Genomic DNA, 23617 nt, shown 5'->3' with positions numbered 1-23617 from the left:
TGGATCAAGCGACTTGTGATGAGATTGCATAAATCCTTTGAAACGGTACGAAAAGTAGCCCATTCCCTCTCTCCTGCGCCCTCGCCGTCTATTATTAAATGTTCGTTATAAAAATTTGCACATTGTAGTAACAGAGAGCGTCCATTTTTTGCTGGCTTAACTTTTAGAATTCTGGAGGCCTGGTATGAGCAACCGTGGCAATGAAGCTGATAAAAAGCGCCTGGCAAGTACAGGCGGCAACAGCAGCAGTAACTTCACCAGGAACGTTGTAATGTCTCGCCTGACGTTGAAAGTAAACGGCGAGACGCGGCATATGGAAGTCGATACGCGTACTACGCTGCTGGATGCGCTGCGCGAAAATCTGCATCTCACCGGGACAAAAAAAGGCTGCGATCACGGCCAGTGCGGCGCCTGTACCGTTATCGTGGACGGCCGCCGAATCAACTCATGCCTTACGCTTGCGGTGATGCAGCAGGACGCCGACGTCACCACTATCGAAGGTCTGGGTACGCCTGACAACCTGCATCCCATGCAGGCCGCGTTTGTAAAACATGACGGCTATCAGTGTGGCTACTGCACGCCGGGGCAGATCTGCTCGTCCGTGGCCGTGCTGGAAGAAATTGAAGCGGGCATCCCCAGCCACGTCACTCTCGATTTAGTTTCACCTCCTGAGTTAACGGCGGAGGAAATACGCGAGCGAATGAGCGGCAATATCTGCCGCTGTGGAGCTTACTCCAACATTCTTGCGGCGATTGAAGATGTTGCGGAGGGCCAGAAATCATGAAGGCCTTTACCTATGAGCGAGTAAAAACGCCTGCTGAAGCGGCAGCAAGCGCCCGACGCACGCCGGGTGCGAAATTTATTGCGGGCGGGACAAACCTTCTCGATTTAATGAAGCTGGAGATAGAGACACCCTGCCACCTGATTGACGTTAACGGTCTGGCGCTGGATAAAATCGAGCCGACCGCCGAAGGCGGCGTGCGCATCGGGGCGCTGGTGCGCAACACCGATCTGGCTGCCGACCCCCGCATACGTCGCGATTATGCCGTGCTTTCACGGGCGCTGCTTGCGGGCGCATCCGGCCAGTTGCGCAACCGGGCAACTACCGCAGGTAACCTGCTCCAGCGCACGCGTTGCCCCTACTTTTACGATACAAATCAACCCTGCAACAAGCGGCAGCCCGGCAGCGGCTGCGCCGCGCTGGAGGGGTTCAGTAGACAGCATGCGGTGGTAGGCGCAAGTGAAGCCTGTATCGCCACCCATCCCAGCGATATGGCTGTCGCCATGCGTCTGCTGGATGCGGTCGTGGAGACGGTTAGCCCTGACGGGAGCGTGCGCAATATCCCTGTCGCAGACTTTTATCTCGCGCCAGGCAACACGCCTCATCTGGAAAATACGCTGTCCCCCGGTGAGCTGATCGCCGCGGTCACGCTACCGCCTCCTTTGGGCGGAACCCATATCTATCGCAAAGTGCGCGATCGCGCCTCTTACGCCTTTGCCCTGGTTTCGGTCGCCGCCATCGTGCAGCCCGACGGGAGCGGCCGCGTTGCGCTGGGTGGCGTGGCGCACAAACCCTGGCGGCTTGAAGAAGCCGATGCGGAACTGGCCCACGGGGCCAGCGCGGTGTATGAGCGGCTGTTTGCAAGCGCGCATCCGACGCCGCAGAACGCATTCAAACTCATACTGGCGAAGCGCACGCTCGCCTCTGTGCTGACGGAAGCGAGGAGCTGAATCGATGAAATTTGTAAAGCCTGCAAAAGATAACCCCATCGACCAGCTCCGGGTCGTGGGCCGCCCTCACGATCGTATTGACGGCCCTGCCAAAACTACCGGAACCGCCTGTTATGCCTACGAGAGGCATGACGAGGCGCCCGATGCGGCGTATGGCTATGTGGTGGGCTCCGCCATCGCCAGGGGCCGAATCAATTCGATCGATCTTGAGGCCGCCCGTCATGCGCCGGGCGTGCTTGCCATTGTCACCGCCGATAACGCCGGTCCCCTCGGTAAAGGAGAAATGAACGCGGCAACGCTTCTGGGCGGTCCTGATATTGAGCACTATCACCAGGCCGTTGCCGTCGTTGTCGCGGAAACTTTCGAGCAGGCGCGCGCGGCGGCGGAACTGGTGCAGGTGGATTATCACCGCGAGCAAGGCGCCTGGGATCTGGCCCATGAAAAACCTGGCGTTACCACGCCGCCGGAAGGCACGCCGGATAAAACGACGGGCGATTTTGCCAGCGCCTTCTCAGCGTCAGCGGTGCAGCTTGATGCCACCTACACCACTCCCGATCAGAGCCATATGGCTATGGAACTGCACGCTTCAATGGCCGTCTGGGAAGGCGAGAAGCTCACCGTCTGGACCTCAAACCAGATGGTCAACTGGTGCAGGAACGAGCTGGCCAAAACGCTTAAGCTGGAAAAAGAGAATGTGCGGGTGCTTGCGCCTTATATCGGCGGCGGTTTTGGCGGGAAACTGTTTCTGCGCAGCGATGCCTTGCTGGCGGCACTTGGCGCTCGCGCAGCGAAACGGCCGGTCAAGATTGCGCTGCAAAGACCCCTGATTCCCAACAACACTACGCACCGCCCGGCGACTATTCAGCACATCCGCATCGGTACGGATGAAAGCGGGCGCATCGCCGCCATCGCCCATGAGAGCTGGTCAGGCAACCTTCCTGGCGGCCAGCCAGAGACGGCGGTTCACCAGACCGAACTGCTTTACGCGGGCGCTAACCGCCATACCGGGCTGCGGCTGGCGAAGCTTGATCTGCCGGAAGGCAATGCCATGCGCGCCCCCGGAGAAGCACCGGGTTTGATGGCCCTGGAGATAGCCATCGATGAAATAGCCGAGAAAGCGGGACTGGATCCGATAGCGTTCCGTATTCTCAACGATACCCAGGTCGATCCTGCCCGTCCCGAACGCTTCTTTTCCCGGCGGCAACTGATTGCATGCCTGCGCACGGGAGCAGAGCGCTTTGGCTGGAACCGCCGAAACACGCGGCCTGCGCAGGTGCGGGACGGACGCTGGATGATCGGAATGGGCGTCGCGGCCGGCTTTCGCGACAATCTGGTAACAACGTCCGGCGCGCGCGTTCACCTTGATGCGCAGGGCCTGGTAACCGTGGAAACCGACATGACGGATATCGGCACGGGCAGCTACACCATCATCGCCCAGACCGCGGCTGAAATGTTGGGCGTGCCGCTGGAAAAAGTAGCGGTGCGGCTGGGGGATTCCGAGTTCCCGGTCTCTTCCGGTTCGGGCGGGCAATGGGGCGCTAACAGCTCAACGGCAGGGGTTTATGCAGCCTGCGTCAGGCTGCGCGAGGCGGTGGCGAAAAAGCTTGGTTTTGATGCGCATGAGGCGGCATTTGTCGATGAACGGGTACGCGTCGGGGATCGCAGCGCTCAGCTCAGGGAAGCTGCCGCTGACGGGACTTTGACCGTTGAAGATACTATCGAATTCGGCGAGCTTGATAAGGCCTACCAGCAATCCACCTTTGCCGCTCATTTCGTTGAAGTTGGGGTAGATATGGCTACCGGTGAAGTACGCGTTCGCCGCATGCTGGCCGTGTGCGCCGCGGGCCGGATACTCAATCCTAAAACGGCGCGAAGCCAGGTTATTGGCGCCATGACCATGGGGCTGGGCGCGGCGCTGATGGAAGAGCTGGTCGTCGACAAAAGGCTGGGTTATTTCGTTAATCACGATCTGGCAGCCTACGAGGTGCCGGTTCATGCCGATATCCCCGAGCAGGAGGTCATTTTCCTCGATGATACCGATCCTGTTTCTTCGCCAATGAAAGCTAAAGGCGTGGGCGAGCTGGGCTTGTGCGGCGTAAGTGCGGCTATCGTCAATGCAGTTTATAACGCGACCGGGGTCCGGGTGCGGGATTATCCCCTCACGCTTAATAAGCTGCTGAAAGCGTTGCCGGAACTTACCTGAGGATGGAGAAAAGATGCTGAAACTGTCCCCAGTTATCGAACAAGCAGATGATTACCTGCTCACGCCAGAACAGGCGTTTTTGACCGACAACAGCGTGGAAATCCTGCGTTTCGCGGCTGAAGCCATCAGCAACGGCGTGGCCGTCGCTCTGGTGACGCTGGTTGGTATACTTGGTGGTGGCGCACGCGCGCTGGGAGCGCACATGGCTGTGCGGGAGGATGGCTTATATTGCGGCTTCGTATCGGGCGGCTGTGTTGAAGGCGCCGCCGCTTACGAAGCCATGCAGGCCATAAGTTCCGGTAACGATCGCACGGTTGTTTACGGCAAGGGATCGCCCTGGTTTGATATCGTCCTTCCCTGCGGAGGCAGCATCACCCTGAGCATTCACAACTTGCGCTCCGCCGAACCGCTGCTGGCCGTACTTTCTGCGCTGGACCAGCGCAGGCCTGCGGGCCTGCGCTATCACCCGCAATCCCAGACCCTGCAAAGCATGATGTCCGACCGGGATACGGGCTGGAACGGCGAGTTTTTCGATACCCGCTACCGCCCCTGCACCCGGGCTGTCATTTATGGTCGCTCCATCGAAGCAGAGATTACCGCCGGCCTGGCTCAGGCTACCGGCTATGAGGTTCATATCAGCGATGGCACATCGCTACATGCGCCTCCCGCAGCTATTGATTCGGACACGGCGGTGATACTGCTCTACCACGATCTGCACCGGGAGCTGCCCGCTCTACAGGCCGCTCTGGCCGCTACGCCCTTTTACATCGGCGCGCTGGGCAGCAGACGCACCCATCGTGAGCGCGTGCAAAGGCTAACGGATCTTGGCTGGCACGCCCATGATATCGCCCGGATCAAGGCCCCGATAGGGATCTTTCCTAAAGCACGCGATGCGCACTCGCTGGCGCTTTCCGTGCTGGCCGATGTAGCAGCGGCGCGTCTTAACAGTATGGATAAGAAAGCATGCTGACGCCCTCTCCCACCGTCATTATTCTTGCGGCCGGAAAGGGGGAAAGGTTTCTCGCCTCCGGAACCTCGACACATAAGCTGAATGCTTTGCTCAATGGAAAACCTGTTCTGTGGCATGTCCTTCAGGCCGTGCAAGCGTCTGGTCTGCAGTGGCACCTTGTAAAGCCGGAAGGCGGCACCGGCGGCATGGGCGATTCTATCGCGATGGGCGTGCGGGCAACCGCAAACGCATCGGGATGGCTTATTCTGCCTGCTGATTTGCCGTTGATTAGCCCAGCTTCACTGCAACATGTCGCCGATACGCTGAGGGAAAAACCGGTTGTCGTACCCTATTACCGCAAGCGGCAGGGACACCCGGTGGGATTTCGTCGGGAATGCGTTCATTCTCTTATGGCGCTTAGCGGCGATATGGGTGCCAGGGAAATCGTGCGGGATTCACGGCCAGAGGGAAATGTGCTGGATCTTTCCCTCGCCGACGTCGGGATCGTGCACGATATCGACGTCCTGTCCGACTTACGTCTGGCCCGGCGTTGGCTCAGCGCCCGGGCAAGACGTATAGCTCTCTGATATTTTTTGCATTATCCTCTCAGCAATTATTTCTGCAAAGAACAGGATGCATCATGGCTACTACAGTGGACCCGCGACAGCTCGCTAAGCGTATTGATACGGTGCTGGATATTTTAGTCGGAGGCGACCAGGCCTCGGCGCTGAATAACCTGGAAATTTTGAAAGCGGAATTATTAAGCATCGCTAATGGCGAAGAGGCGCCCGACAGCGATTTAAAAAAATCGCCGTGGGAAATCTGAAAGCCCGGCGTTAAGGGGCACTACAGCGTCAAAGCACCAAAGGCGCTCTGCCAGTCTTTTTCAAAGGTTGCGATGGCTGCGGTGACGGCAGGCGTCGTCAACATCTGTTCGGCAACGTCCAGCGGCAACGTGATGGCTTCACAGCCAGCCAGCAGGCATGACATTGCCTGATGCGGCGTACGGAAGCTTGCGGCCAGCACCTTTGAAGACGGCGCGTGTAGCGTTAGTAACTGCTGTAAATCCTGTACCATCTGTATACCGTCGCCGCCCTGGGCGTCCAGACGATTCACGTAAGGCGCAACATACTCTGCTCCGGCCAGAGCTGCCAGCAGCCCCTGAGCTGCGCCATACACCGCCGTGCCCAGCGTCGGGATCGCCAGCGCTTTAAGCTGTTTCATCGCCGCCAGGCCTTCTACGGTGGTCGGAATTTTCACCACCAGGCCCGGCACGCGGCTGGTCAGCAGCCGTGCTTCCCGCACCATTTCATCCGCATTGGCCGCAATCACCTGAGCAAACAGCCTGCCCTCGCCGCCCAGCGCATCCTGCAACGCAGGCAGAACTTCCCATAACGGCTTACCCGCTTTGGCGATAATAGAGGGGTTGGTCGTCACCCCTTGCAGCGGCAATACCCGAGCTAAACGCTTAACGGCAGTTACGTCGGCAGTGTCTAAATACAGTTCCATAAGCTCTCCGGATTTGTGACAGATCTCAATCTCGTCATCATAGCCTCGCCTTTTGATTTTCACCTGATCAAAATCAATAAAACTTTCACTCGAAAGTAATTTACTTTACGAAAGAAAGTTAAGAGGCGTATTTATGCTTTTCAATATCCAGCGTTACTCTACCCATGACGGCCCGGGCATTCGCACCGTGGTGTTCCTGAAAGGTTGCCCGCTCGGCTGCCGCTGGTGCCAGAATCCGGAAAGCCGCGCGCGTACGCAGGATGTTTTATTTGACGAGCGACTGTGTCTGGCGGGCTGCGATTTGTGCCAGCAAGCTGCCCCGCAGATGATTTCACGCGTGGATGAAAAGCTGATTATCGCCCGCGAAAAACTCACCGATGCGCACATGAATACCCTAACCGGCTGCTGTCCAACCCAGGCGCTGACCGTCTGCGGCGAAACGCAAAGCGCCGACGCCATCATGGAAAAGGTGCTGCGCGATAAACCCTTCTACGATCGCAGCGGCGGCGGCATTACGCTCTCCGGCGGCGAGCCTTTTATGCAGCCTGAGCTGGCACGCGCTTTGTTGCAGCGCAGCAAGGAAGCCGGAATCAATACCGCCGTAGAGTCCTGTCTGCACGTGCCGTGGAAATATATTGAACCTGCTTTACCGCATCTGGATCTGCTGCTCGCAGATTTAAAACATGTCGATAAGCGGCGTTTTCATCAATGGACGGATGGCAACGTAGAACGGGTGCTGGATAACTTCCGCAAACTTGCCGCACACGGCGTGGAGATGACTATCCGTGTTCCGCTGATCCCCGATTTTAATGCCGATGAACGGTCCGTTCGCGCTATAAGCGATTTTGCTGCCGACGAGATCGGCGCTAAAGCGATCCATTTTTTGCCCTACCACACCTTAGGTATCAACAAATATAAGCTCCTGAACGTCCCCTATCTGGCCGCGCATAAGCCTCTTGATGCGCCCGGACTGCTGCATTTTGCCGGGCAGTATGCCAGCCAGAAAGGTATGACCGCCTGGATTGGAGGATAAACAAGATGACCGAACTGAACCTGAACTTTCTTAGCCCACGTATTCAGGTGCATAAAGAAGCGCTGATCCACATCGTTAAGCCGCCGGTCTGTACCGAGCGCGCGCAGCACTATACTGCCATTTACCAGCAGCATCAGGATAAACCGCTGCCGGTTCGTCGCGCTCTGGCGCTGGCGCATCATCTGGCCGAGCGCACTATCTGGATCAAGCACGACGAGTTGATTATCGGCAACCAGGCAAGCCAGGTACGCGCCGCACCGTTCTTTCCGGAATATACTGTAGGTTGGATCGAAACGGAGATCGACGAGCTTGGCGATCGGCCGGGCGCAGGCTTTTCCGTCTCCGCTGAAGATAAAATCGTGATGCATGAAATTTGTCCGTGGTGGCGTGGCCAGACGGTGCAGGATCGCTGCTACGGCATATTTACCGATGAGCAAAAAGCGCTGCTGTCGAGCGGAATTATTAAAGCCGAAGGCAATATGACCTCCGGCGACGCGCACCTGGCGGTGAATTTTCCACGGCTGCTGGAGCTGGGACTTGATGGCCTGCGCGAAAAAGTGGCCGAGCGGCGTGAGCGTTTGCAGCTCACCGACTGGAGCGATCTGCACAAAGAACAGTTTCTGAAAGCCATTGATATTACTTTCGCCGCGTTAAGCGAGCATATTCTGCGTTACGCAGAGCTGGCAAAAGAAATGGCGGGCAAAGAGACACGCATCGCCCGGCGCGATGAACTATTGGCGATGGCGGAAAACTGCGAACGCATCGCACACGAGCCGCCGCAAACGTTCTGGCAGGCGCTGCAACTGAGCTACTTCGTGCAGCTGGTATTGCAGATCGAATCCAACGGGCACTCCGTCTCTTTTGGCCGACTGGATCAGTATCTTTACCCCTGGTATCGCCGCGATGTGGAACTTGAACAAACGCTGGGACGTGACCAGGCTATCGAACTATTGCAGAGCTGCTGGCTGAAGCTGCTGGAAGTCAACAAAATCCGTTCCGGTACGCACTCGAAAGCCTCGGCGGGCAGCCCGCTATATCAGAACGTGACCATCGGCGGGCAAAAGTTGCTTAACGGCGAGGCGGTGGACGCGGTGAACCCGCTTTCTTATGCGGTGCTTGAATCCTGCGGTCAGCTTCGTTCCACGCAGCCAAACCTCAGCGTGCGTTACCACGCCGGGATGAGCAATGATTTCCTCGATGCCTGCGTGCAGGTGATTCGCTGCGGTTTTGGTATGCCAGCTTTTAATAACGATGAAATTGTTATCGACGAATTCATCAGGCTGGGCGTGAGCCGCGAAGATGCGTACGACTATGCGGCAATCGGCTGTATCGAAACCGCCGTGGGCGGCAAGTGGGGCTACCGCTGTACCGGTATGAGCTTCATTAATTTTGCCCGCGTGATGCTGGCAACGCTCGAGCATGGTCGCGATGCCACCAGCGGAAAAATCTTCCTGCCGCAGGAAAAGGCGCTTTCAGAAGGAAACTTCAACGATTTCGATGAAGTGATGTCCGCCTGGGATGCACAAATCCGTTACTACACGCAAAAATCTATCGAAATCGAATGCGTGGTGGACACCGTTCTGGAAGAAAACGCTCACGATATTCTCTGTTCTGCGCTGGTGGATGACTGCATCGAACGCGGTAAAAGCATTAAGCAAGGCGGCGCAAAATATGACTGGGTTTCTGGCTTACAGGTGGGTATCGCAAACCTCGGCAACGGCCTGGCTGCGGTGCGTAAGCTGGTATTTGAGCAAAGCGCGATTGGACAACAGCAGCTTGCCGAAGCGCTGGCCAATGATTTTGCCGGGCTTAGCGGCGAGCAGTTGCGTCAGCGCCTGATTAACAGCGCGCCTAAGTACGGCAATGACGATGATGAAGTGGATCTGCTGCTGGCCCGAGCCTATCAAACCTATATTGATGAGCTTAAGCAGTATCACAATACTCGCTTTGGGCGCGGGCCGGTTGGCGGTACTTACTACGCGGGCACGTCATCAATTTCTGCTAACGTGCCCTTTGGCGCCGCAACCATGGCGACGCCCGATGGACGCAAAGCTACCACTCCGCTGGCGGAAGGCGCAAGCCCGGCCTCCGGCACCGACAGGCTGGGGCCAACGGCCGTCATCAACTCCGTCGGCAAGCTGCCAACCAGCAAGATTCTGGGCGGCGTGCTGCTGAATCAGAAGCTGAACCCGAGCACGCTCGTTAACCCGCGCGACCGCGAAAAATTAACGTTTATGCTGCGAACGTTCTTTGAAGCGCACAAAGGCTGGCACGTGCAATACAACATAGTTTCGCGTGAAACCCTGATCGACGCAAAACAACATCCTGATAAACATCGCGATTTAGTGGTGCGTGTAGCAGGTTACTCGGCATTCTTTACAGCCTTATCTCCGGACGCCCAGGATGATATTATAGCCCGAACAGAACACACCCTTTGACGACTCAGGCGGTGGCAAAAACCACCGCCCATAATTGGCTGACATGAATTCCAGACAACAAATCATATTACAGATGGTGATTGATCAAGGCCGCATGAGTGTGACCGATCTTGCCAAAATAACCGGCGTTTCCGAAGTGACTATCCGTCAGGATCTTAACCTTCTGGAAAAGCGTAGCTATCTGCGGCGCGCCCACGGTTACGCCGTTGGGCTTGAAAGCGACGACGTTGAAACCCGCATGATGAATAACTACGCCCTGAAGCGGACTCTGGCGGAATTCGCAGCAACGCTTGTGAACGACGGTGAAACCGTATTTATCGAAAATGGCAGCAGCAATGCCCTTCTCGCCCGCACGTTGGCGGAGCATAAGCGCGTTACGCTGATTACCGTAAGCAGCTATATTGCCCATCTGCTTAAGGATACAGATTGCGAAGTGATTTTGCTGGGCGGCATTTATCAGAAAAAAAGCGAGAGCATGGTAGGCCCGCTAACCCGACAGTTCATCCAGCAGGTGCATTTCAACAAGGCATTTATTGGCATTGATGGTTTCCTGCCTGAAACAGGCTTTACCGGTCGCGATATGATGCGCGCCGACGTGGTGAACGCGGTGCTGGAAAAAGGCAGCGAGGCCATTGTGCTGACGGACAGCAGCAAATTTGGCGCCACCCACCCATATACGCTTGGGCCAATCGCGCGCTTCAGCCGGGTAATAACGGATGACGGGCTAAGCGAAACGGCGCACCAGCAGCTACGCGACAGCGACGTACACGTCGATATCGTTAAGCAATTTCCTCTGAGTTAATCCGCTTATGTCAGGGCTGTCGGTAATTTATGCCGGCAGCTTTGCTATCAGATTTATCCTGCCAACCATTTAAGATTTTTTACCTGTCTTAATTTAGCGCGAAAATTAGAATATTTATTAGCGATATAACAGGAAGTGATAATCACCCGCTTTATCTTTTGGGTCTATATCGTCATACAGTTTCATGGCAACTCCGCTTAAGCCACTATACTTACAGGGAGATTTGTATCCATGAATCAATAATTCAGGAGAAAATATTATGACCTTAAATAACAAAAAAATTGCCGCTGTTATGCTGGCGCTTACCCTGGCCACTTCTCTGAGCGCATGTTCTAACTGGTCCAAACGCGATCGTAACACCGCACTTGGTGCCGGTGCCGGTGCCGTAGGCGGCGCCGTATTAAGTAATGGTAGCGCCCTTGGCACGCTGGGCGGCGCTGCGGTCGGTGGTGTTATTGGCCACCAGGTCAGCAAATAAAGCCTGAGGCCAGCCAAAGCATAATAGGTTTTGATGAATTAAAAATGTTTCGCCACGCCTGGCGACAATCATAAAAAAGGCCACGGAAATATCCGTGGCCTGATAATTTCTAATTTACTTACCGGCGCTCTTATCCGCCTGCCAGTTTCACTTTCATGCCTTTTGCTTCCAGCAGCGATTTAATCAGATCCCGTTTATCGCCCTGAATTTCAATCACTCCCTCTTTAACCGCCCCGCCGCAGCCGCATTTCTTTTTCAATTCAGCAGCTAACGTCGCAAGCGTGGCGTCATCGGCATCAATACCGGTTATCAGGCATACGCCCTTTCCTTTGCGTCCGCTGGTCTGCCGCTGGATACGGACAATGCCATCGCCCTTAGGACGCGCAGCTTCGCTTTTCGGCTCGTCGATGCGCCCCGTCTCCGTGGAATACACCAGGCGGCTGTTATCATCTTTCATATTTATGCTCCCTGTTTTAGCGAGGCTCGGATATCACGCAGCGCTTGCGCCGGATCGGCTGATTGAGTGATCGGACGCCCGATAACCATGTAATCCACGCCCGCAGTCTGCGCCTGCAGCGGCGTCATGATGCGACGCTGGTCGCCTGCGTCGCTTCCTGCAGGACGAATACCCGGCGTTACCAGCTTAAAAGCCTCGCCCAATTCATTTTTAAAACGAATCGCTTCATGGGCGGAACATACTACGCCGTCAAGGCCACAGTTCTGAGTCAGGCGCGCCAGGCGTTCTGCATAATCTGCGGGGCTTGAGGTGATGCCGAGATCGGCTAAATCACTGGCTTCCATGCTGGTGAGCACGGTAACCGCGATAAGCAACGGCGCATCTTTGCCAAACGAGTTCAGCGCCTCGCGAGCGGCATTCATCATGCGCGCCCCGCCGCTGGCGTGGACGTTTACCATCCATACGCCCAGCTCGGCCGCCGCGGCTACTGCACGCGCCGTGGTATTTGGAATGTCATGGAATTTCAGGTCGAGAAAAACATCGAAACCGCGCTGCTGAAGGTCGCTAACAAACTGCGGGCCAAATAGCGTGAACATCTCTTTGCCCACTTTAAGGCGGCAATCCTGCGGATCGATACGGTCAACAAATGCCAGCGCGCTATCGCGCTTGTCGTAATCGAGCGCGACGACGATGGGTGAATGGGTGGCAACACGGGAGGAGGAAGATGCGCTTGAATTCATGACTAAACCTTCTGACTGTTGGGCACCAGCGCGGCGCGAAGATAAACGGCAGCATTCTACCCGCCCCCCCGATAAATTTACAGCCGCCATTGTATCCTGCCAGACAATTGCTGCTCGGTGTTTGAGGTGGGGAATGATAAAAATTTATAAGTATGTTGTAACTAAAGTACGCCTTTTTTTAAAAACAGCGACAGCGTGCGGCTTACTGCCCGTCCAGGCCGCGAATCGGTTTAACCGTTGACCAGGCCCGGCAGGATGGACAATGCCAGTACATAGTAAAAGCGGTAAACCCGCATTTCTGACAACGATAGCGCGGCTTGGTGCGTACCTGCTCACCGACCATATCACGCAGCACAATCAGGCTCTCTTTTGCGCGTCCCTCTTCGGCGTCCTGCAGATGATAATCGATCAGACGATGGAACACGCGCATCGTAGGATGGCGCTGTAACTGGCGGTTGATGTACACCTGCGCGATGTCCGCCCCTTCTTTTTGCTCCAGAATACCGGCCAGCATCAGCTCCGCCACGGCACCGGTGTTTTCCTCAACGCAGCGTTTAAGGAAGGCTTCCCACTCTTCTGGCTTGTTGAGCTGCTGGAAGCAAACCTGCAGCATTTCCAGCGTTTCGCTGACCAGCTCGCTGTCCTGATCGATAACGCGCTGAAGAGTTTCAACAGCCTTAGCGTATTCGCCTTTCGCCATAAAGATGCGCCCCATCATAATGGAGACGCGGGCGCAGTTTTTATCTGCCGCCGCGCCTTTCTTTAGCAGCGACATTGCGCGGTCGAGATCGTCACTGCCCATCAGTTGCAGGGCAAGTTCGCAGTAGAAATGGGCGATTTCGGTACGCTGTTTGTCTTTCCCCAGTTTGACCAGGCGTTCGGCAACATCGATGGCTTTCTGCCAGTCGCTGGTGGCCTGATGGATTAACAGAAGCTGTTGCAGCGCGCCGATGCGAAAATCCGTTTCGTCCACCAGCTGGGCAAACATATCTTCTGCCCGGTCGTACAAGCCGGCGGCCATATAATCGCGGCCCAGCTGCTGAACGGCCAGCAGCCGCTGCTCGTAGGTCAGCGAGGCGCTTTCCATTAACGCCTGGTGGATGCGAATGGCGCGGTCGACTTCCCCACGCGAGCGGAAAAGGTTGCCCAACGTAAGGTGCGCCTCAACGGTGCTGGTATCTTCTTTGAGCATATCAAGAAAGAGATCGACCGCTTTATCCTGCTGGTTAGACAGCAGGAAATTCACCCCGGCAACATAGTCGCGCGACAGGCGATTCGCTTCCTGTTGTTTATTTTGATACGCACTTCTGCGGCCCATATACCAGCCGTAAGCGGCGGCCACGGGCAACAACAGAAACAGCAGCTCCAGCATAGCCGGTTATTCCTTCGCGGCCGGAACGGTGGAATCTGGCACGACGGGGTTCATGGGGATTTGTTGTTCAAGGCGCTTAATTTTACGCTCGGCGCGCGCAAGAGAAAGGCGTACACGCAGCCAGAACAGGCTACAAATGAGCCAGCCGATAATAAAACCCGCGGCAAAGAGTGTGGCCAGTAATGTTGAGACCCGGTATTCGCCCTGAGCAAGCAAGTAATTAAAGTTCACTACCCGATCGTTTTGCGCGCCTAAAGTGACGGATACCACAAAGATCGCTAGCACCAGTAAGAAAATGAATAAATATTTCACATTACTTCCCGTTATGTGGTCGTACGCGACTGTTATGCCCTAATGCTGTTCAACGGTATAAACTACCATTTCCGGTGAGTCCGGGGAATCCATTAGCGACGTCCAATTCATCAGAAGTGGGGTTTAAATCAATAATCTCAAGGCTCGTCGTCCCTTTCGACTATTTCTTCAGCTTCCTGAACCGGCACGGAAAGCGGGCCGCATAATTTTTGTGCAAGCCAGGTAGCCCAGGTCACCAGCAGCCAGGACAGCAACGTGGCGAACACCAAATCACGCGGCCAGTGCATACCCAGTAAGAGTCGGCTCCCCATTACGCCGGTGGCCCAGAACAGCAGTAAAACGATGGTAAACGTGCGTCGGCGCGGCCATAACAGGCCAACCCCCAATAATGCCCAGCTGGCGGCAAACATCGTATGGCCTGAAGGAAAGGCAAAACCGGTCTCTTTTTGCCAGTGCCTGTGCAGCCACTGCGGCACTTCGCTATTCCCGGCCAGCTGATTTTTCACCAGTTCGCTACGCTGCTTACGCTTTAAATTGTAGAACTCATCGGTGGGAACATGCTGCGTTTTTTCCAGCCACACCACGAACGGGCGAGGTTCCTGCACCCGATCTTTAATAACTGATTTAACGGTCTGGCCGATGAGGATCGCAGCAGCAAGGATGGCAAAGAGCATAATGGCAGCTTTAAGACGGAACCGCAGGCACCACAAAAACCAGCCGCACAGCACAACATGAGTGATGAATCCCCAGGGCTGCGTCACCGTTTCAGTTAGCCAGAACAGCGCTTTTAGCCAGGCGCCGTTGCCGCCCGGTTCCCAGCGCCAGCCGGTAAGCCAAACGGTTAACGGCATGATTAACAACAGTCCTGCACCCACCGCGGTTCGTTTTGCTATAGCGCGCATTGCTCCTCCCTGAAAATAGTATGAATCAAGGATAACCGATAAAGTGCACGGGAGGATAAACGCGCGCATCATCAAAGAGTAAAAATAGCTTTTCGCCCAGCCAATTAGGCGAAGCCTTCTGCGTTGTGGCAAAATAGACAATAATAATTGCACAAGCCAGAAAGCTGGCAGGCGCCTGCGGGTGTCAGAATAAGTACCTGGAGAATCACATGCAGCTTAAACGTGTGGCAGAAGCCAAACTGCCAACCCCATGGGGCGATTTCCTGATGGTGGGTTTTGAAGAACTGGCAACCGGACAGGATCATGCCGCCCTGGTTTTTGGTGATATTACCGGGGATGAGTCCGTTCTGGCTCGTGTTCACTCCGAGTGCCTGACGGGCGATGCATTGTTTAGCCTGCGCTGTGACTGTGGTTTCCAGCTTGAAGCCGCGCTGTCGCACATTGCCGAAGAGGGCCGGGGCGTGCTGCTTTATCATCGCCAGGAAGGTCGCAACATTGGCCTGCTCAATAAAATCCGCGCATACGCTTTGCAGGATAAAGGTTACGATACCGTTGAAGCGAATCATCAGCTCGGTTTCGCCGCGGATGAACGCGATTTCACCCTGTGCGCCGATATGTTCAAACTGCTGGGCGTCGATGCGGTTCGTCTGCTGACTAACAACCCAAAGAAAGTAGAAATCCTGAGCGAAGCCGGGATTAACATCGTCGAACGCGTACCCTTAATCGTGGGCCGCAATCCGAAGAACGCGCATTATCTGGATACCAAAGCGGCTAAAATGGGCCACCTGCTTTCCGAATAACAGTTCATCTCCCCCATCGCTGGGGGAGATTTTCATTTACCTCAGCATGTTACGGATGACGTAATGTAAGATGCCATCGTTGCGGAAATAGGTTAATTCATTTCCGGTATCGATACGGCAGCGGCAGTCAATCACCTCTTTTCGGCCATCTACATGTGACAACGTCACCGATACGGTAGCGCCCGGCGTGAGCGAGTTAAGGCCGCTTATATCAATGGTTTCTTCCCCGGTCAGCCCCAGCGTTTTGCGCGTTACGCCCGGCGGAAATTCAAGCGGCAAAATCCCCATCCCGATAAGGTTAGAGCGGTGAATACGTTCAAAGGATTCGGAGATAACCACCCGCACGCCCAGAAGACGCGGCCCTTTTGCTGCCCAGTCCCGGCTTGATCCTGAGCCATATTCTTTACCCGCGATAACCGCAAGCGGTATCCCCTTCGCCTGATAACGCATCGCCGCATCATAAATCGACATCACCTCATCGCCCGGCAGCAGGCGCGTCATTCCGCCTTCAACCTCGGGCACCATCTCGTTACGGATACGGATGTTGGCGAACGTACCGCGCATCATTACTTCATGGTTACCGCGGCGCGAACCATAGGAGTTAAAATCCCGACGCTCAACGCCACGGTTAAGCAGATAGCGCCCTGCCGGGCTATCCAGCTTGATGCTGCCCGCGGGTGAAATGTGGTCGGTGGTGACCGAATCACCCAGCATGGCCAGCACGCGCGCGCCATGGATGTCCTGTACCGCTTTCGGCTCTGCTTCCATATCGTCAAAGAAAGGCGACTGGCGAATATAGGTAGAATCACTCTGCCAGTCGTAAGTATCCGAACGATCGACTTCAATGCTGCGCCACTCCGGCGTGCCCTCGAAGACTTCAGCATACTCTTTATTGAACATCTCAGTAGAAACCTGCGCTACCGCGCGCGCGACCTCCTGGTTGCTCGGCCAGATATCCTGCAGATAAACCGGATCGCCCTTGCGATCGTGGCCCAGCGGATCGGTTGTGAGGTTGATATTCATGTTTCCCGCAAGCGCATAGGCCACCACCAGCGGCGGCGAAGCCAGCCAGTTAGTTTTCACCAGCGGATGAATACGCCCTTCGAAGTTGCGGTTACCGGAAAGCACGGCGCCGACGGTTAAATCGCCTTTCTTGATTGCCTGCTCGATAGGATCGGGCAGCGGCCCTGAGTTACCGATGCAGGTGGTGCAGCCGTAGCCGACAAGGTTAAAACCTAAATCATCGAGATAAGGTGTGAGACGGGCTTTTGCCAGATAGTCAGAAACGACCTTCGACCCTGGAGCCAGCGATGCCTTGACCCACGGCTGGCGCTTCAGGCCAAGCGTCAGCGCTTTTTTCGCCAGCAGGCCCGCCGCCATTAACACGCTTGGGTTAGAAGTGTTAGTACAGGAGGTAATGGCTGCAATGACTACCGCGCCATCCGGGAGCTGATATTCGCGCCCGCCCATCGTGTAATCCACCGGTGCGCGATCTTTTTGCATAGTATTCAGGGCAAGTTCGTTACTGGCGCTAAAGGCTTTTGGCACCTCGCCCAGCGGGACGCGGTCCTGCGGACGTTTCGGGCCGGAGACGCTCGCTTCCACTTCATTCATATTCAGCGCAAGGGTGCTGGTAAAGACCGGTTCATCCCCGGTATTACGCCACATGCCCTGCGCTTTGGCATACGCCTCGACCAGCGCAACCTGATCTTCGGTGCGCCCGCTCAGACGCATATAATCAAGCGTAACGGCATCAATCGGGAAGAAGCCGCACGTCGCTCCATATTCCGGCGCCATATTGGCGATAGTGGCGCGGTCTGCCAGCGGCAATGAATCCAGCCCGTCGCCGTAAAATTCGACAAACTTGCCGACAACGCCGTGCTTACGCAACATCTGGGTGACGGTCAGAACGAGATCGGTTGCGGTAATTCCTTCTCCGAGCTTGCCGTCGAGCTTAAAGCCGACCACGTCCGGGATCAGCATGGACACCGGCTGGCCGAGCATCGCCGCTTCCGCTTCGATACCCCCCACGCCCCATCCCAGCACGCCAAGGCCGTTGATCATTGTAGTGTGGGAGTCGGTTCCCACCAGCGTGTCCGGATAGGCGACCAGCTCATCGCCCTGCATTTCACTCCAGACGGCTTTACCAAGGTATTCCAGGTTGACCTGGTGGCAAATACCGGTGCCGGGCGGCACGACGCTGAAGCGGCTGAACGCCTGCTGACCCCAGCGCAGGAAGACGTAACGTTCGTGGTTGCGTTCCATTTCCAGACGCACGTTCTCTTCAAACGCATCGTCATCACCAAAGTGGTCAACGGTAACGGAGTGGTCAATAACCAGGTCGACAGAAGAAAGCGGGTTTACTTTAGCGACGTCGCCGCCGAGGCGCTTAACCGCTTCACGCATGGCGGCTAAATCCACCACTGCCGGTACACCGGTAAAATCCTGCATTAATACACGCGCCGGTCGGTATGCGATTTCACGATCGGCATGGGCGTTTTTCAGCCAGCCGGCCAGCGCGTGGATATCCTCTTGCGTAACGGAATCTTCATCCTGCCAGCGCAGCATGTTTTCGAGTAAGACTTTTAGCGACTTGGGTAAGCGGGTGATATCCCCAAGTTCCTTTGATGCCAACGGCAGACTGTAGTAGTGATAGGTTTTATCCAGCGCCTGCAACGTATCCTTACTGGCTTCTCGTAGAGTTAACGACATAGCTCCTCCTTTATGACCAGGGATAGCGATGCCCCGAATGATTTCAGGGTCACTATTAAAGATAACACATACATGTCGTAACGTTTTGATAACAACCCGAATTGATAAATCGGGTCATTTGAGCGCACTACGCAGGAGAAATGAAAACGCCCCGGCACGAAGAACGGGGCGTTTTGAGACTAGTTAACCAGAGTGGCGATCAGCTGTGCCCAGAACAGTACCGAAACGGTAAAAGCGCCAAGCCATGACCAGTATTTAATAGTGCAACGATTCATCATAAGCATTACTCTTTATTTGCGGTATGCAATTTGCCTGATTAAATAATCAGTTCCGAAGAATATTGCTGTGTGTAGTTATTAAGTCGTACGCTGTTAACTGCGGCTGATAAAATGTGACTGACCGCAAGTTAATTAAACGTAAATAAAATTAATGCTTATTGTTTTTTGTAATCGTCAGCAATAAAGAGATCGATAAATTCCTGTTGCTGTTTGTTTAGCTTCCAGGACGCGGGAAGGCGGGTTTTGTCCCCCCTTAGCGCCGGGCTCGGCTTGTCATCTTGCTGAAATGCGGTTTTTGACCGCGCGACCTGCCCATGAACCGTCATCTTTAGCTCCAATAGTGCCAGGCCACCAGCGCGACCATCAACCAGAACAGGCCTGAAACCAGAAATACCGCCAGCCAGGCTTTACGTTTAAGCTCGGGATCCCTTTGCGGTTGTTCACTTCCTGAAGGCATTGCAAACCTCATACAATCGACACCACTTATCATAAACTTGTTAACAATCGTTATAAGCAATCGTCCGTTGGGATTAATCCTAAAGAAACTCTAGCTCAAAATCCAGCAAATTTGCTCATTGTTTACAAGAAAAGATTTAATCTTTTGACGTGAAATAAGTTATTGAAGCGCCGCATTTGCGCTGCGGTTAATTATTATCTACGCCCTGTCGCATAATAGCGACAGATTAACCCTGGTTATAATAAGGGTAAGATCGGCGGGAAGATATTAATCAGGATGAGATTAATTCGTATTTATTCGCAGGGGTAAAAACGGTATCTTCCCCGGCCGGAGAAGATACCGGGGACTTTATTTGGCTGGTAATTTAATATCTTTAAACATCGCTTCGATATCTTCATTGGACCTTAAGGCCACGGCGGTATCGACCACGTCACGCGTCAGATGTGGGGCGAAGCGTTGAATAAAATCATACATATAACTGCGCAGGAAAGTGCTGCGGCGAAAGCCGATTTTGGTGGTGCTGTGGCTGAAAACGCCCTGCGCTTCAATACGCACCAGATCGGGGTCGGAGACGGGATCGACGGCCATGCTTGCAATCACCCCCACTCCTAAGCCCAGACGCACGTAGGTTTTAATCACATCGGCGTCGGTTGCCGTAAAGACGATACGCGGCGTTAAACCGGCGCGGTTGAATGCCGTATCCAGCTCAGAGCGTCCGGTAAAGCCGAAGGTGTAGGTGACCAGCGGATACTGAGCCAGCTCTTCAATCGTGACGGACTCTTTAGACGCCAGCGGGTGTTCGGGCGTCACGACAATTGAGCGGTTCCAGTGATAGCACGGCAGCATCACCAGGTCGTCGTACAGATGAAGCGCTTCGGTGGCGATAGCGAAATCAGCATTGCCTTTGGAGACAGCTTCGGCAATCTGCGTTGGCGATCCCTGATGCATATGCAGCGACACGCGAGGGTAACGCTCGATAAAGCCTTTAATCACGCCCGGCAACGCGTAGCGAGCCTGGGTGTGCGTCGTGGCAACGTACAGAGAACCTTTGTCCGGCCAGGTATGTTCCCCGGCAACGGATTTAATGGCATCAACTTTAGAGAGCACTTCGCGGGCGATACGGATAATTTCCTGCCCGGCAGGCGTAACCTGAGTAAGATGTTTACCGCTGCGGGCAAAAATCTGAATACCCAGCTCATCTTCCAGCATCCGCACCTGTTTGCTGATACCGGGCTGAGACGTATAAAGCCCTTCCGCCGTCGACGAGACGTTAAGATTGTGGTTGACCACCTCAACGATATAACGAAGCTGCTGTAGTTTCATGACTCACCATCCAGGTCAAAACGACCCCGGCGCAGGCGATGCGGGGGATCAAGACGATATAAATTTAAAAGGGTATGCAATCCACTATATCAGTTATATCTTCTATGTATAGATGGAAAGAAAAAATAATAAAGAAGTTATATAAGGGGAGATAAAAAAACCGGAGCGCCAGCCCCGGTTTCTGTCAGAAAGAGAAGTTTATTTCTTCCCTTCGACCCATTTCCCGTCAACAAAGAAAGCAGACCAGCCGGTGGCTTTACCCTCTTTCTCTGAGGAAACGTATTGCTGCTTCGTCTTACGGCTGAAGCGAACAACAGATTTATTGCCTTCGGCATCCTGCTGCGGCGCATCGGCCAGATAGCGCAGCTTTTCAGGCAGGCGGTCCCGGAAGCGGTACAGCTCCTCCACTAATGGCGCGCGGGTTTCACGCGATTTAGGGAAAGTATTGGCCGCCAGGAATACGCCAGCCGCGCCGTCGCGCAGCACAAAATACGCGTCCGATTTTTCGCAAGGCAGCTCCGGCAATGGAACCGGATCCTCTTTCGGAGGCGCCACTTCGCCGTTGCGCAGGATCTTACGGGTGTTCTTGCATTCATCGTTGGTACAGGCCATGTACTTACCGAAACGCCCCATTTTCAGGTGCATTTCAGAACCACACTTCTCACATTCAACGATTGGGCCATCGTAACCTTTGATGCGGAACTCGCCCTCTTCGATTTCGTAGCCGTCGCAGGTTGGGTTATTACCGCACACGTGCAGCTTACGTTTTGGGTCGATGAGATAGCTGTCCATCGCCGTGCCGCATTTAGCGCAACGACGTTTCGCACGCAGCGCGTTGGTTTCCGCGTCATCGCCCTCAAGGACGTTGAGCACTTCGTTTTCCGGCACCAGGTTAATGGTGGTTTTGCAGCGCTCTTTTGGCGGTAACGCATAGCCGGAACAGCCGAGGAATACGCCGGTGCTTGCCGTGCGGATGCCCATTTTACGCCCGCAGGTTGGACAGTCGATGCTGGTGAGCACCATCTGGTTAGGACGCATGCCGCCTTCTTCCGGATCCTGCTCTGCTTTCTCAAGCTGACCGCTAAAGTCGCTAAAGAAATTGTCCAGCACGCCTTTCCACTCGGCCTGGTTGTTAGCCACCTGGTCGAGATTATTTTCCATCTGCGCGGTGAAGTCGTAGTTCATCAGCTCGCGGAAGTTTTCTTCCAGACGATCGGTGACGATCTCGCCCATTTTCTCCGCGTAGAAACGGCGGTTCTCAACGCGCACATAGCCACGATCCTGGATAGTGGAAATGATCGACGCATAGGTTGAAGGACGACCAATGCCGCGTTTTTCGAGCTCTTTAACCAATGACGCTTCGCTAAAGCGAGCGGGCGGCTTGGTGAAGTGCTGGCCTGGCGTCAGCTCAATCAGCGACATCACGTCACCTTTATTGACCGCAGGCAGCGTTCTGTCCTCATCGCCTTTACGCAGCGCAGGCATCACTTTCGTCCAGCCATCAAAGCGCAGGATACGGCCACGCGCTTTCAGGCGGTAATCCCCTGCTTCTACGGTTAACGTCGTGGAATCGTACTGCGCCGGCGTCATCTGGCAGGCAACAAACTGGCGCCAGATAAGCTGGTAAAGTTTTTGCGCGTCGGCTTCCATATCCTTTAAGGATTCGGCAACCACGCCCACGTCAGAAGGACGAATCGCTTCGTGCGCTTCCTGCGAGTTTTCTTTGCTGGTGTACTGGAGCGGCGAGGCCGGCAGATATTTCTTGCCAAAGTTCTCGTCGATATAGCCGCGCACCATGTTTACCGCGTCCTGGCTCAGGTTCGTTGAGTCGGTACGCATGTAAGTAATGTGGCCCGCTTCATACAGACGCTGCGCCATCATCATGGTTTTTTTCACACCAAAACCAAGACGGGTGCTGGCAGCCTGCTGTAGGGTGGAGGTGATAAACGGCGCGCCAGGCTTGCTGCTGGTTGGTTTATCTTCACGCTCAAGCACGGTGTAACGGGCTTTTTCCAGCTCGCTGACCGCAGCCATGGTCTGTTCACGGTTGACCGGGCGGAACGGCTTATCTTTGTGGTGGCTGACCTGCACCGGCAGATTGTCACCCGCAGGCGTTGCCAGACCGGCGTCAATTTCCCAGAACTCTTCAGGGACGAACGCCTTGATTTCACGTTCACGCTCAACGACCAGGCGCACAGCAACGGACTGAACACGCCCGGCGGAAAGCCCACGCGCAATTTTCTTCCATAGCAGCGGCGAAACCATATAACCCACCACGCGGTCCATAAAACGACGCGCCTGCTGGGCGTTTACACGGTCAATATTCAACTCGCCCGGCTTTTCGAAAGCCTGCTGAATAGCGTTTTTGGTGATTTCGTTAAATACCACGCGGCTATAGCGCGATTCATCGCCGCCGATCACTTCCCGCAGGTGCCATGCAATGGCCTCCCCTTCGCGGTCAAGGTCGGTTGCGAGATAGATATGGTCAGCTTTTTCAGCAAGGGATTTCAGCTCTGAAACCACCTTTTCTTTGCCCGGCAGCACTTCATACTGGGCTTCCCAGCTATGCCAGGGATCGACTCCCATACGATTTACGAGCGCGCCGCGTTCATCCTTTTTGACCTTTTTGGTCGTTTTGGTGGAGGCAGAGTCAGCGCTCTTCTTGGTGGTTGATCCACTGGTCGGCAAATCACGGATATGGCCTACGCTGGACTTAACCACGTAGTCGTTTCCGAGATATTTGTTGATCGTTTTGGCTTTTGCCGGGGACTCAACGATGACGAGAGCTTTACCCATATTCACCTTTACCTAAATTAATTCATCCAGAATACATCGCACGCAGTCTCAATCTCCTGGAAGCAGCGCGCCTTTTTTTATATTGCGACAGCGTTAAAGGAGATCAACTCTTTTTTTCAACCCCCTGCCTGAAAACAGCGCTAACGCAGGTAGTTGAGATACCGAGCCTTTCGCGCCGGGTGACGTAGCACGACGGAAGTTTGGTTGAATGTCAAGCAATTCCGTTGCCAGATTTGCGAAAGCGTCACACTCTACCTGATAAAATCCGATACGCAACTTTATTAGCATGCAATACCGATTCCCGCCAGCATGGTTAACTTTTTAC

General features: G+C 54.8%; 22 protein-coding genes. 11 read left to right on the top strand and 11 right to left on the bottom strand.

The window, feature by feature from the left end:
• Positions 1 to 184: 184 nt before the first annotated feature.
• From paoA to yciZ, 6 genes are read left to right on the top strand one after another with little or no spacing between them, the layout of a single operon-like run.
• Complete coding sequence (gene paoA, locus E2L00_RS02125) at positions 185 to 784, top strand: aldehyde dehydrogenase iron-sulfur subunit PaoA (RefSeq protein ID WP_167606317.1); 600 nt, start codon at positions 185 to 187, stop codon at positions 782 to 784.
• Positions 781 to 1731, top strand: a complete 951-nt coding sequence (locus E2L00_RS02120; RefSeq protein ID WP_167606314.1) for an FAD binding domain-containing protein — start codon at positions 781 to 783, stop codon at positions 1729 to 1731. The genes paoA and E2L00_RS02120 overlap by 4 nt, the downstream gene beginning before the upstream one ends.
• Before the next feature lie 4 nt (positions 1732 to 1735).
• Positions 1736 to 3934 carry an aldehyde oxidoreductase molybdenum-binding subunit PaoC gene (gene paoC / locus E2L00_RS02115; protein ID WP_167606311.1) on the top strand — a complete coding sequence of 733 codons (2199 nt, stop codon included), beginning with the start codon at positions 1736 to 1738 and terminating at the stop codon, positions 3932 to 3934.
• Positions 3935 to 3947: 13 nt separating this feature from the next.
• Positions 3948 to 4904, top strand: a complete 957-nt coding sequence (locus E2L00_RS02110) for an XdhC family protein (protein ID WP_167606308.1) — start codon at positions 3948 to 3950, stop codon at positions 4902 to 4904.
• A complete protein-coding gene (locus tag E2L00_RS02105) occupies positions 4898 to 5470 on the top strand; it encodes a nucleotidyltransferase family protein (protein ID WP_167606306.1) in 573 nt (190 codons plus the stop codon). The genes E2L00_RS02110 and E2L00_RS02105 overlap by 7 nt, the downstream gene beginning before the upstream one ends.
• Before the next feature lie 53 nt (positions 5471 to 5523).
• On the top strand, positions 5524 to 5709 hold the full coding sequence (yciZ, locus tag E2L00_RS02100) for a protein YciZ/DeoL (protein WP_167606304.1): 186 nt from the start codon (positions 5524 to 5526) through the stop codon (positions 5707 to 5709).
• Between the two features lie 20 nt (positions 5710 to 5729).
• Here the strand turns inward: yciZ and fsa are convergent, their stop codons facing one another.
• Positions 5730 to 6392 carry a fructose-6-phosphate aldolase gene (gene fsa / locus E2L00_RS02095; RefSeq protein ID WP_167606301.1) on the bottom strand — a complete coding sequence of 221 codons (663 nt, stop codon included), beginning with the start codon at positions 6390 to 6392 and terminating at the stop codon, positions 5730 to 5732.
• Between the two features lie 133 nt (positions 6393 to 6525).
• On the opposite strand from fsa, the gene E2L00_RS02090 reads away from it, so the two are divergent.
• The 4 genes from E2L00_RS02090 to osmB all read left to right on the top strand — a co-directional run bounded on the left by E2L00_RS02090 (position 6526) and on the right by osmB (position 11143).
• The gene (locus E2L00_RS02090) at positions 6526 to 7425 is read left to right on the top strand and encodes a glycyl-radical enzyme activating protein (protein ID WP_167606298.1); all 900 of its coding nucleotides are present in this window, start codon (positions 6526 to 6528) and stop codon (positions 7423 to 7425) included.
• Between the two features lie 5 nt (positions 7426 to 7430).
• Positions 7431 to 9863: a formate C-acetyltransferase/glycerol dehydratase family glycyl radical enzyme gene (locus tag E2L00_RS02085; protein WP_167606295.1), complete on the top strand. Its 2433-nt coding sequence runs from the start codon at positions 7431 to 7433 to the stop codon at positions 9861 to 9863.
• Positions 9864 to 9906: 43 nt separating this feature from the next.
• Positions 9907 to 10665, top strand: coding sequence for a DNA-binding transcriptional regulator YciT (gene yciT / locus E2L00_RS02080; RefSeq protein ID WP_167606293.1), 759 nt, complete (start codon positions 9907 to 9909; stop codon positions 10663 to 10665).
• Between the two features lie 259 nt (positions 10666 to 10924).
• Entirely contained in the window at positions 10925 to 11143 is a 219-nt protein-coding gene (gene osmB / locus E2L00_RS02075) for an osmotically-inducible lipoprotein OsmB (RefSeq protein ID WP_167606290.1), read from the top strand.
• A gap of 130 nt (positions 11144 to 11273) precedes the next feature.
• Here the strand turns inward: osmB and yciH are convergent, their stop codons facing one another.
• The 5 genes from yciH to pgpB form a co-directional block, all read right to left on the bottom strand.
• Positions 11274 to 11600 carry a stress response translation initiation inhibitor YciH gene (yciH, locus tag E2L00_RS02070; protein ID WP_167606287.1) on the bottom strand — a complete coding sequence of 109 codons (327 nt, stop codon included), beginning with the start codon at positions 11598 to 11600 and terminating at the stop codon, positions 11274 to 11276.
• A gap of 2 nt (positions 11601 to 11602) precedes the next feature.
• Complete coding sequence (gene pyrF / locus E2L00_RS02065; RefSeq protein ID WP_167606284.1) at positions 11603 to 12340, bottom strand: orotidine-5'-phosphate decarboxylase; 738 nt, start codon at positions 12338 to 12340, stop codon at positions 11603 to 11605.
• Positions 12341 to 12542: 202 nt separating this feature from the next.
• Positions 12543 to 13712, bottom strand: coding sequence for a lipopolysaccharide assembly protein LapB (gene lapB / locus E2L00_RS02060; protein WP_167606281.1), 1170 nt, complete (start codon positions 13710 to 13712; stop codon positions 12543 to 12545).
• Between the two features lie 6 nt (positions 13713 to 13718).
• Entirely contained in the window at positions 13719 to 14024 is a 306-nt protein-coding gene (locus E2L00_RS02055) for a lipopolysaccharide assembly protein LapA domain-containing protein (protein ID WP_167606278.1), read from the bottom strand.
• Positions 14025 to 14161: 137 nt separating this feature from the next.
• Positions 14162 to 14926 carry a phosphatidylglycerophosphatase B gene (gene pgpB / locus E2L00_RS02050; RefSeq protein ID WP_167606275.1) on the bottom strand — a complete coding sequence of 255 codons (765 nt, stop codon included), beginning with the start codon at positions 14924 to 14926 and terminating at the stop codon, positions 14162 to 14164.
• 209 nt (positions 14927 to 15135) lie between these two features.
• Here pgpB and ribA point away from each other — a divergent pair, with 209 nt between their 5' ends.
• Complete coding sequence (gene ribA / locus E2L00_RS02045; RefSeq protein ID WP_167606273.1) at positions 15136 to 15726, top strand: GTP cyclohydrolase II; 591 nt, start codon at positions 15136 to 15138, stop codon at positions 15724 to 15726.
• Positions 15727 to 15762: 36 nt separating this feature from the next.
• Here the strand turns inward: ribA and acnA are convergent, their stop codons facing one another.
• From acnA to topA, 5 genes are all read right to left on the bottom strand, one after another.
• Positions 15763 to 18438, bottom strand: a complete 2676-nt coding sequence (gene acnA / locus E2L00_RS02040) for an aconitate hydratase AcnA (RefSeq protein ID WP_167606271.1) — start codon at positions 18436 to 18438, stop codon at positions 15763 to 15765.
• Between the two features lie 179 nt (positions 18439 to 18617).
• On the bottom strand, positions 18618 to 18716 hold the full coding sequence (gene ymiC, locus E2L00_RS21480) for a small membrane protein YmiC (protein WP_236127650.1): 99 nt from the start codon (positions 18714 to 18716) through the stop codon (positions 18618 to 18620).
• A gap of 328 nt (positions 18717 to 19044) precedes the next feature.
• Positions 19045 to 19206 (bottom strand): YmiA family putative membrane protein, encoded by a 162-nt coding sequence (locus E2L00_RS02035; protein WP_167606268.1) that lies wholly within the window; start codon positions 19204 to 19206, stop codon positions 19045 to 19047.
• A 315-nt stretch (positions 19207 to 19521) separates the two neighbouring features.
• Positions 19522 to 20496, bottom strand: a complete 975-nt coding sequence (cysB, locus tag E2L00_RS02030) for an HTH-type transcriptional regulator CysB (RefSeq protein ID WP_167606265.1) — start codon at positions 20494 to 20496, stop codon at positions 19522 to 19524.
• A gap of 198 nt (positions 20497 to 20694) precedes the next feature.
• Positions 20695 to 23292, bottom strand: coding sequence for a type I DNA topoisomerase (topA, locus tag E2L00_RS02025; protein ID WP_167606262.1), 2598 nt, complete (start codon positions 23290 to 23292; stop codon positions 20695 to 20697).
• Positions 23293 to 23617: the final 325 nt, after the last annotated feature.

The sequence above is a fragment of the Cedecea colo genome, assembly GCF_011808225.1.
GTDB lineage: Bacteria > Pseudomonadota > Gammaproteobacteria > Enterobacterales > Enterobacteriaceae > Dryocola > Dryocola colo.
Note: the sequence above shows the minus strand (reverse complement) of the source record. Positions and strands in the feature narration are given on the sequence as shown.

What these genes read in the sequence shown, in the direction of transcription:
- osmB (WP_167606290.1), top strand. Translation starts at nt 10,925, where the DNA reads ATGACCTTAAATAACAAAAAAATTGCCGCTGTTATGCTGGCGCTTACC.
- cysB (WP_167606265.1), bottom strand. Translation starts at nt 20,496, where the DNA reads ATGAAACTACAGCAGCTTCGTTATATCGTTGAGGTGGTCAACCACAAT.
- ymiC (WP_236127650.1), bottom strand. Translation starts at nt 18,716, where the DNA reads ATGATGAATCGTTGCACTATTAAATACTGGTCATGGCTTGGCGCTTTT.
- yciH (WP_167606287.1), bottom strand. Translation starts at nt 11,600, where the DNA reads ATGAAAGATGATAACAGCCGCCTGGTGTATTCCACGGAGACGGGGCGC.
- E2L00_RS02105 (WP_167606306.1), top strand. Translation starts at nt 4,898, where the DNA reads ATGCTGACGCCCTCTCCCACCGTCATTATTCTTGCGGCCGGAAAGGGG.
- yciZ (WP_167606304.1), top strand. Translation starts at nt 5,524, where the DNA reads ATGGCTACTACAGTGGACCCGCGACAGCTCGCTAAGCGTATTGATACG.
- E2L00_RS02035 (WP_167606268.1), bottom strand. Translation starts at nt 19,206, where the DNA reads ATGATAAGTGGTGTCGATTGTATGAGGTTTGCAATGCCTTCAGGAAGT.
- E2L00_RS02085 (WP_167606295.1), top strand. Translation starts at nt 7,431, where the DNA reads ATGACCGAACTGAACCTGAACTTTCTTAGCCCACGTATTCAGGTGCAT.
- yciT (WP_167606293.1), top strand. Translation starts at nt 9,907, where the DNA reads ATGAATTCCAGACAACAAATCATATTACAGATGGTGATTGATCAAGGC.
- paoA (WP_167606317.1), top strand. Translation starts at nt 185, where the DNA reads ATGAGCAACCGTGGCAATGAAGCTGATAAAAAGCGCCTGGCAAGTACA.
- lapB (WP_167606281.1), bottom strand. Translation starts at nt 13,712, where the DNA reads ATGCTGGAGCTGCTGTTTCTGTTGTTGCCCGTGGCCGCCGCTTACGGC.
- pgpB (WP_167606275.1), bottom strand. Translation starts at nt 14,926, where the DNA reads ATGCGCGCTATAGCAAAACGAACCGCGGTGGGTGCAGGACTGTTGTTA.
- E2L00_RS02120 (WP_167606314.1), top strand. Translation starts at nt 781, where the DNA reads ATGAAGGCCTTTACCTATGAGCGAGTAAAAACGCCTGCTGAAGCGGCA.
- topA (WP_167606262.1), bottom strand. Translation starts at nt 23,292, where the DNA reads ATGGGTAAAGCTCTCGTCATCGTTGAGTCCCCGGCAAAAGCCAAAACG.
- fsa (WP_167606301.1), bottom strand. Translation starts at nt 6,392, where the DNA reads ATGGAACTGTATTTAGACACTGCCGACGTAACTGCCGTTAAGCGTTTA.
- paoC (WP_167606311.1), top strand. Translation starts at nt 1,736, where the DNA reads ATGAAATTTGTAAAGCCTGCAAAAGATAACCCCATCGACCAGCTCCGG.
- ribA (WP_167606273.1), top strand. Translation starts at nt 15,136, where the DNA reads ATGCAGCTTAAACGTGTGGCAGAAGCCAAACTGCCAACCCCATGGGGC.
- pyrF (WP_167606284.1), bottom strand. Translation starts at nt 12,340, where the DNA reads ATGAATTCAAGCGCATCTTCCTCCTCCCGTGTTGCCACCCATTCACCC.
- acnA (WP_167606271.1), bottom strand. Translation starts at nt 18,438, where the DNA reads ATGTCGTTAACTCTACGAGAAGCCAGTAAGGATACGTTGCAGGCGCTG.
- E2L00_RS02090 (WP_167606298.1), top strand. Translation starts at nt 6,526, where the DNA reads ATGCTTTTCAATATCCAGCGTTACTCTACCCATGACGGCCCGGGCATT.
- E2L00_RS02110 (WP_167606308.1), top strand. Translation starts at nt 3,948, where the DNA reads ATGCTGAAACTGTCCCCAGTTATCGAACAAGCAGATGATTACCTGCTC.